Annotated in this window: 7 protein-coding genes; 1 reads left to right on the top strand and 6 read right to left on the bottom strand. The window is 37.3% G+C overall.

Annotated elements, in window-relative coordinates; translation table 11 throughout:
• From C564_RS0108315 to C564_RS0108305, 3 genes are all read right to left on the bottom strand, one after another.
• Window positions 1-602, bottom strand: a 602-nt coding sequence (locus C564_RS0108315) for an ABC transporter ATP-binding protein (RefSeq protein ID WP_018764998.1), incomplete at its 3' end; no start/stop codon positions are given.
• Window positions 599-1,789, bottom strand: a complete 1,191-nt coding sequence (locus C564_RS0108310; RefSeq protein ID WP_003202236.1) for an efflux RND transporter periplasmic adaptor subunit — start codon at window positions 1,787-1,789, stop codon at window positions 599-601. The genes C564_RS0108310 and C564_RS0108315, both read right to left, overlap by 4 nt.
• A gap of 236 nt (window positions 1,790-2,025) precedes the next feature.
• Entirely contained in the window at window positions 2,026-2,472 is a 447-nt protein-coding gene (locus C564_RS0108305) for a hypothetical protein (RefSeq protein ID WP_003202234.1), read from the bottom strand.
• 598 nt (window positions 2,473-3,070) lie between these two features.
• Here C564_RS0108305 and C564_RS0108300 point away from each other — a divergent pair.
• Window positions 3,071-3,355 carry a hypothetical protein gene (locus tag C564_RS0108300; protein WP_018764997.1) on the top strand — a complete coding sequence of 95 codons (285 nt, stop codon included), beginning with the start codon at window positions 3,071-3,073 and terminating at the stop codon, window positions 3,353-3,355.
• Between the two features lie 346 nt (window positions 3,356-3,701).
• Here the strand turns inward: C564_RS0108300 and C564_RS0108295 are convergent, their stop codons facing one another.
• Genes C564_RS0108295 through C564_RS0108285 form a run of 3 tightly spaced genes read right to left on the bottom strand, consistent with a single transcriptional unit; the run spans window position 3,702 to window position 6,875 of the window.
• On the bottom strand, window positions 3,702-5,042 hold the full coding sequence (locus C564_RS0108295; RefSeq protein ID WP_003202232.1) for an MFS transporter: 1,341 nt from the start codon (window positions 5,040-5,042) through the stop codon (window positions 3,702-3,704).
• 19 nt (window positions 5,043-5,061) lie between these two features.
• Window positions 5,062-6,096 carry an ABC transporter substrate-binding protein gene (locus C564_RS0108290; protein WP_018764996.1) on the bottom strand — a complete coding sequence of 345 codons (1,035 nt, stop codon included), beginning with the start codon at window positions 6,094-6,096 and terminating at the stop codon, window positions 5,062-5,064.
• On the bottom strand, window positions 6,093-6,875 hold the full coding sequence (locus C564_RS0108285; protein WP_018764995.1) for a DUF3919 family protein: 783 nt from the start codon (window positions 6,873-6,875) through the stop codon (window positions 6,093-6,095). The genes C564_RS0108290 and C564_RS0108285 overlap by 4 nt, the downstream gene beginning before the upstream one ends.
• Window positions 6,876-6,929: the final 54 nt, after the last annotated feature.

The following is a 6,929-nucleotide window of genomic DNA, read 5'->3' as shown; positions in this document are numbered from 1 at the left end:
TCTTCATGCGTAACCATAACAATCGTTGTACCTTCTGCGTTTAACTTTGTGAAAATATCCATAACCTGCTCTCCAGATTTCGTATCAAGAGCACCTGTTGGTTCATCGGCCATAATGAACGTTGGGTCATTTGCAATGGAACGTGCGATGGCTACACGCTGCTTTTGCCCACCTGAAAGTTCGCTTGGCAAGTGATGCACGCGGTCAGACAATCCGACTTTCCCAAGTGCTTCAAGAGCTCTCTGACGGCGCTCCGCTTTCTTCACGCCGCCATATATAAGCGGAAGTTCTACATTTTCTACCGCTGAAAGACGTGGCAATAAGTTAAAATGCTGGAATACAAAGCCTATATATTCATTGCGAATGAGAGCAAGCTTTGACTCGTCTGCTGTTAAGATATTCACATCGTTCAACATATATTCGCCTTCTGTTGGACGATCTAAACAACCGATAATATTCATGAGCGTTGATTTCCCTGAACCAGACGGTCCCATAATGGAAACAAACTCACCACTTTGAATCGTTAAACTAATACCGTGTAAAATCGGTACCGCCAGTTTCCCTTGATAATATGTTTTATGAATATTGTTTAACGTAATCATTTTTCTTTCACTTCCATTCCGTCATATACATTGTCGGAAGGATTTTTAACCACCTTTTGCCCCACTGTTACGCCTTCAAGAACTTCTGTCCAGTCTCCATCAGTAGAACCTTTTTTCACATTTTGTTTACGAAGTTTTCCTTTTTCTTCTACATAAACAAATGGTTCACCATCTTTTTCTACAATGCTCTTACTAGGAACAGCAATCATTTTCTTGTTTTCTAGGTTTACTTGTAGAGATACATGATAGCCCGGAGATAAACCTTCTTGTCCATCTAAACTAGCTTTATATGTATACTGAGACATGTTTTGTGCTCCCTCACCAGCACCGGCTGCTTGCGCCATTTCTGCACTTGTCGGGAACTCGCTTACCTCTGTAATTTTACCTGTCCATTTCTTCTTACTATTTGCTTTTGCAGTTGCAGTAAATGGTTGATCCTTTTGAATTTGTGATTTTTGAAGTTCTGTTAATGTCCCTTGAATTTGGAATGAATCTTTAGAAGCGATTTGTAAAAATGATTTTCCTTGTCCACCCATTGCTTGCGCTGAACTTTGTGCTGCATCTTTATCTAACTTTTGCACAACACCAGCGAAATTACTATAAATTGTGAGTTCATCTTGTTTTTTCTTTAATTGTTGTGATTGTAATTGACCTTTTTCTTTCTCAAGGTCAATTGTTTTTTGCCCTATTTCTAATTCGCTTACTTGCTCTTCTAACGGATCTGTTACCTCTTTCCCAGCACCGCTATCTTTCGCTTTCTTAATCTGGTTCTTTACTGAATCTATTTTCTTTTTCCCTTGATCATAGCGCATACTTGCCATTTTTTGATCAAGCTCAGCTTGTTTCATTTGTAAATTGATTTCTTCATTATCATAAGAGAATAATTTCGCGCCCTTTTCTACTTCCTGTCCTTCTTTCACCGCAATGTCCTTCACTTTTCCTTTTGTCGGATCTGCGTAGAAGCTCTCAATATTTCCAGGCTTTACTTGTCCGGAAATCAATTTCGTATTATTCAATGTACGTTCTGTTACTTTCTCAAAGCTAACAGCGTCTCCCTGTGCCGCGCCTTTTTTCTTTCCTTGCATGATAAAAATATTGACGGCTGCAACGACGACAATTAATGCAATAACCCCAATGATAATCCATTTCTTCTTTTTGTTTGGAGTACGAACCGTATTTGGTAACATATTCTCGCTCCTTTTATATCTTTATATAGTGATTCTTTAATTATGTAAGACTTTCAGAAAACGATACCCGCATCTCTTAAATTATTACGCTTTCTTTACAAAGTTTTACACTATCACTTACATTGTAACAAAAATACCAATGTTTAGAAATATGACACTTTATCTTTTAAGCAAGTTTTAAGCAAGTTTTAAGAAACTTAAAAGCCACATGAAAAGACTAAAAAAAAAAAACCACCTTACATAAGGCGGTTTGGACGTTTCCTCCAAGTACTCCATTTCGCTTGATCCAAATCATGCTCAAATGGAAGAGTTGTCACGTCTTTTCTCATCTCGCGCGGAATATTCTTTTCTATCGTTTGAAACGCTTCACATTCATCAGCTCGCATTGCTCTTTGAACAATGCCTTCTAGGTTATCACCTTGCTTGTCTAACATCCAGCCATTTTCACTATTTAACTGTTTACGAAATTCCTCTTTTGCATCTTCATCTGGAAACATGCTTCCATTCACTTTCAAATAGGTTTCAATTCTCATCGGAAGCCACTCTACTTCATAATCCTCTACTAAACAAATTGCAATCCCTATCGGCGTACTACGAACGACAAAATCAAATGTACAATCTCGCTGTGTGACTGTTGCGGAACAGAACAAAAACTTTTCTACTTCTGATACAAAAATTCCCACTTCCCAGCATCTCCTTCATACATATAATTTGTCTTGCTAACTCCTACTGAATTTTAACATTTGTTTTTGAAGATATTGTAAAATGAATGTTAATTTTCTATATATAATGTACTTTCACTCTATCCGTTCACTCATTCTTAATAGATATCACATATAATCTATTAATTTATAACCATAATACTGTATGTACTAGAAATAACATTATGTAATAAGTGCATCAAAAAAGATTACAAGAAAAAAATTTTGATACTATTACTATTCCAGTAGTCACATTCACATATAATATCCGTGAAATCAATTATAAAGATACATTGAAATATATAACAGTTTGATAAAGTGAAACTTTAATCAGTGGGGGTTTTCTTCATCCCCCACTGATTTTTACGGGCAGTTTATCTCCCACCTAACTTCTTTTCTTTCACCGAATTTTGAGGTAGGAGTATTACTTACTACCCGTTAATGCGGGATAAACCAAGGCTGTAAAGAAAGATATATTATATTTTTCATTGCAATCAAATATTCATACATTTGCCCAAGCTAATTCACGCTTGTCTGAATACTAATATATTAAATCTATTTAAAAGTGAGGTGATAGAATATGCCACCAAAACCACGTACTTGTTGCCCTGCATATAATCAAATACGTGCATTCTATGTGCAAGCAGCAGCAGCAGGGTTTCAGCAGATAAGCTTTGATGTTATCATACCTTTTTCAGGAGCAGCACCTTTAACATATTTTGTAGATAGCATAGATTGGTTCGATAACAAGCATTGCGTTATTATTACTAACTTCCAGTCCCCAACGCTAGGCGTTTCAGATTCAGCATGGAGTTGTGAAATTCTTAATTTATATTTTGCAGGGAACCTTCAGAGAATAGTTTAAAATCTTTCTTATTTTAGCTAACTATCCCCTCTTTTGTCATCGAAAAATCCCCTCACCAAGATGGGGAAAATAAAACGAAACTTCCATCATTGAGGGTTTTCTTCATCCCTCAATGATGGAAAGCCTCTACCTATCCTCCTTGCTTTTCTCTAAATCTTAAGGTAAAGGTCTTACTGCTCACAAATAAAAAGTGCATCCGAAAACGAGTGCCTTTTTGATAAACTGTTACTAAGTTTCAAAAACTACACCTTATCTCTTTCATTTTATATAAATCTATACTGATAAGATGTACATAAAAGGAGCTGCCCAAAAGTAGTACTTTTGGACAGCTCCCTTAAATAAATGATTATGCTATTTTGCTCTCAGGACCTTTTCTCTCATGACCAAATTGAACGATAAATAAGAATACCGTAGATAAAATACCGCCTGCTAATAATAGAATGAAACAGCCGTCCCACCCAGAGCGATCAACGATAACACCAATCGCTGCGTTTGCAACTAAGCTTCCTCCTAAATAACCGAACAGGCCGCACATACCAACTGTTGTACCTACTGCAAATTTTGGTACTAATTCCATTGCACTTAAACCAATTAAAAATTGTGGTACATAAATTAAGCAACCAATAATCGAAACTGCAGCACTCACAACAAGTATATTCGATGCTTGCCAGTATACTACCGTTCCAATAACAACACCAACCATGCTAAACACACATAGTGGCATACGTTTCCCTTTGAATAACTTATCACTTAACAAACCTACGATTAATGAACTTGGAATTGCCATTGCTTCAAAAATTGAATATGCTGCATGCGCTTCTGTTTTTGTAAATCCTTTAACCGTTGTTAAATAAATCGGTACCCAGTTAATAACACCGAAACGAATTAAATATACAAATGCATTCGCAATACATAAATACCAAATAAATTTGTTTTTCACTACATATTTCATCAAAATTTCTTTTGGTGACATTTTGTTGGCATTGTCTGCCTTCTCAAGATCTTCATAATCATTGCGATATTCATCAATTGGTGGAAGACCTGCAGATTCTGGTGTATCCTTCGCATTCACCCACATAAGAACTGAAATGACCATTGCAATTATCGCTGGGAAGATAAACACGCCGGCTTGCCAATGACTTTCACCGAAAATACCAACACCAATTCCAACAAGCGGTGGTACAAGCATCGCACCAATATTATGTGAAATATTCCAAAGTCCTGTTTTTGTACCGCGCTCTTTCTTCGAGAACCACTTCGTCATTACGGTACTACAAGGAGGCGCTCCCATTCCTTGGAAAATATTATTGAAAACTAATAACGTTAAAATCATGCCAAATGAAGATGCAAAACCAAAACAAATATTTATAATTGCTGATAAGAATAAACCAACCGCAATAAAACGCTGCGCATACGCTTTATCTGATAAATTTCCCATAAAGAACTTACTTAGTCCATACACAATCGCCGTAACGGAACCTAATAAACCATATTCCGTTGTACTAAAACCATATTCTTTTATTAAATACGTACTAGATAACGTAAAGTTACTACGAACTAAATAATACGCTGCATATCCAACTGAAATTCCGAGCAGCACGCGAAGACGTAGTAGTCTGTATACTTTGTCAATCATATTCGCTGGCAAACGCTCAATTACTGGTGCAGGCTTAAGCCAATTAAACATATTATCTCTTCTCCTTTTTTCACTTTTGAGAGAGACGTTGTCTATTCCATATCTCGATTACTCCACTATCTGATACATTTTTGTTCGTTCTTCTAACAGGCTGACCTTCTATTTCTTTCTGATTCTTCGCAAGCATTGTTGGTACGCCAAACGAAACTTTTTCTAAAATATGCCCTGCTTCTTCTGATAAACAATAATCAATAAATAAATCCGCTATAATACCACTCGGTGCATGTTTCAGTTTCGAAATTGCATTGACAGATAACCCCGTTTGCTCAGGCACTTTACTCAAAATCGGAAAGCCTTGTTTTTGAAGCATCCGTTGGTCTCCCATGAAGTTAATACCAATCATATATTCACCGCTTGCCACATACTCAGCAGGCATATAACCATTCACCGTTACCTCTGCAACTTGCTTGGCAAGGCTCCTTACATACCCCTTCGTCTCTTCTTCACCAAATGTATCAATAAGTGATTGGAACAACGTATAAGCTGTTCCTGAAACATTCGGATCAGGCATGACAATCTTTCCAGCATACGCTGGATGTAATAAGTCTTTCCACTCCGTTGGATATGAAAGTCCTAGCGGTGCTATTTCCTTATTCCACCGCTCTTTATTAATCGCGATGGCAAGCTTCTCTACTTCATAACCATACCAAAAGCCATCCTTATCTTTAACGGCTTTTGAAATGCTACTTGCATGCTGGCTTGTAACAGGAATAGATAGATTTTTTTGCTTCATCATTTGATGCGCATCCAATGTACCTCCAATGATGATATCGGCTTTTGGATTTCCCGCCTCTTCTTCCACTCTTCTAAGCAGCTCTTCTGTAGAAAGACGAATAAACTCATACGTACATCCACGCGGTTTACAAAACGATGATAAAAGCGCTTCACCAACTTCTTCACGGGCCGCGACATACGCGACAAGATGGCGATCTTTCAAAATTGGAAGACCATTTTTACTATATTTGATAGAGGTAGTATCTCGAGAGCAACTAGACATCGCTCCTCCAATTACTAGCAAAAAGAAGAAAAAGGCTATCTTTCTCATGAAACATTCTCCTTTACAAATAGATTTGCTAGGGAGCCTTTCATATACATCACATTCCCATTATTATCGCCAAGATATTGCACGACAAAGTAAGAAGGATATATAGAAATCGTTAAAATATCCTCACGTTCATTCTTTACATGTTTACCATTTTGATAAGCAGTAATATAAGCGATTGGATCCTTCTGCGATTGCAGCAACTTCTGAATTTCTCCATAATCTGTCATTTGCTTTGCTTGCCGAATCGAATCAAGTATTGGCGTAAGATTCGTAGTACGCACTACATCACCTTCTCGCAAAACAACTTCCTTTGCTGATGCAAAGAAATCGCTAATACGCTCTGGCGTATAATATAGGCCCAGCAAATATGTTTGAAATGCGGAAATCATCGGATCTGTACCATTCTTCCCATATACATTTGCCTCGTACTGGAACAAGTCACCTACTGCAAAAGTACGCCTATGTCCATTCAAGTACGTTACTTCTCCAGTAAATACTTGTTCGTGGATTTTCGCTTCTGTTTGCTTCATTCGAATCTGGTCAAAGAATGAAACAATTGCATGCAGACGAACTTCATCTGTTATAACTACTTCTCCCCACTTCTCATGTCTTACTTTCACTTTAGTAGGAAGAGATTCAGTTGCTCTTTCTAAAACAGCCTGCTTGTCATCTAAGGTTGTAACGTGGTTATACAATTGCTTCTCTATGGCAAAAAACAATACAAAAGCAGCAATCGTGCAAAAGACAAACAAGAGAATTTGAAATGATAGCCTTTTCATTTCTGCCTACCTCCAAGATAAAAAAACGTTGTTTCGAAAATACCGCATAATTGT

Origin of the sequence: Bacillus sp. 105MF (assembly GCF_000374885.1) — a bacterium.
GTDB classification, from domain to species: Bacteria; Bacillota; Bacilli; order Bacillales; family Bacillaceae_G; genus Bacillus_A; species Bacillus_A pseudomycoides.
This window is presented reverse-complemented; position numbering and strand designations above follow the sequence as displayed.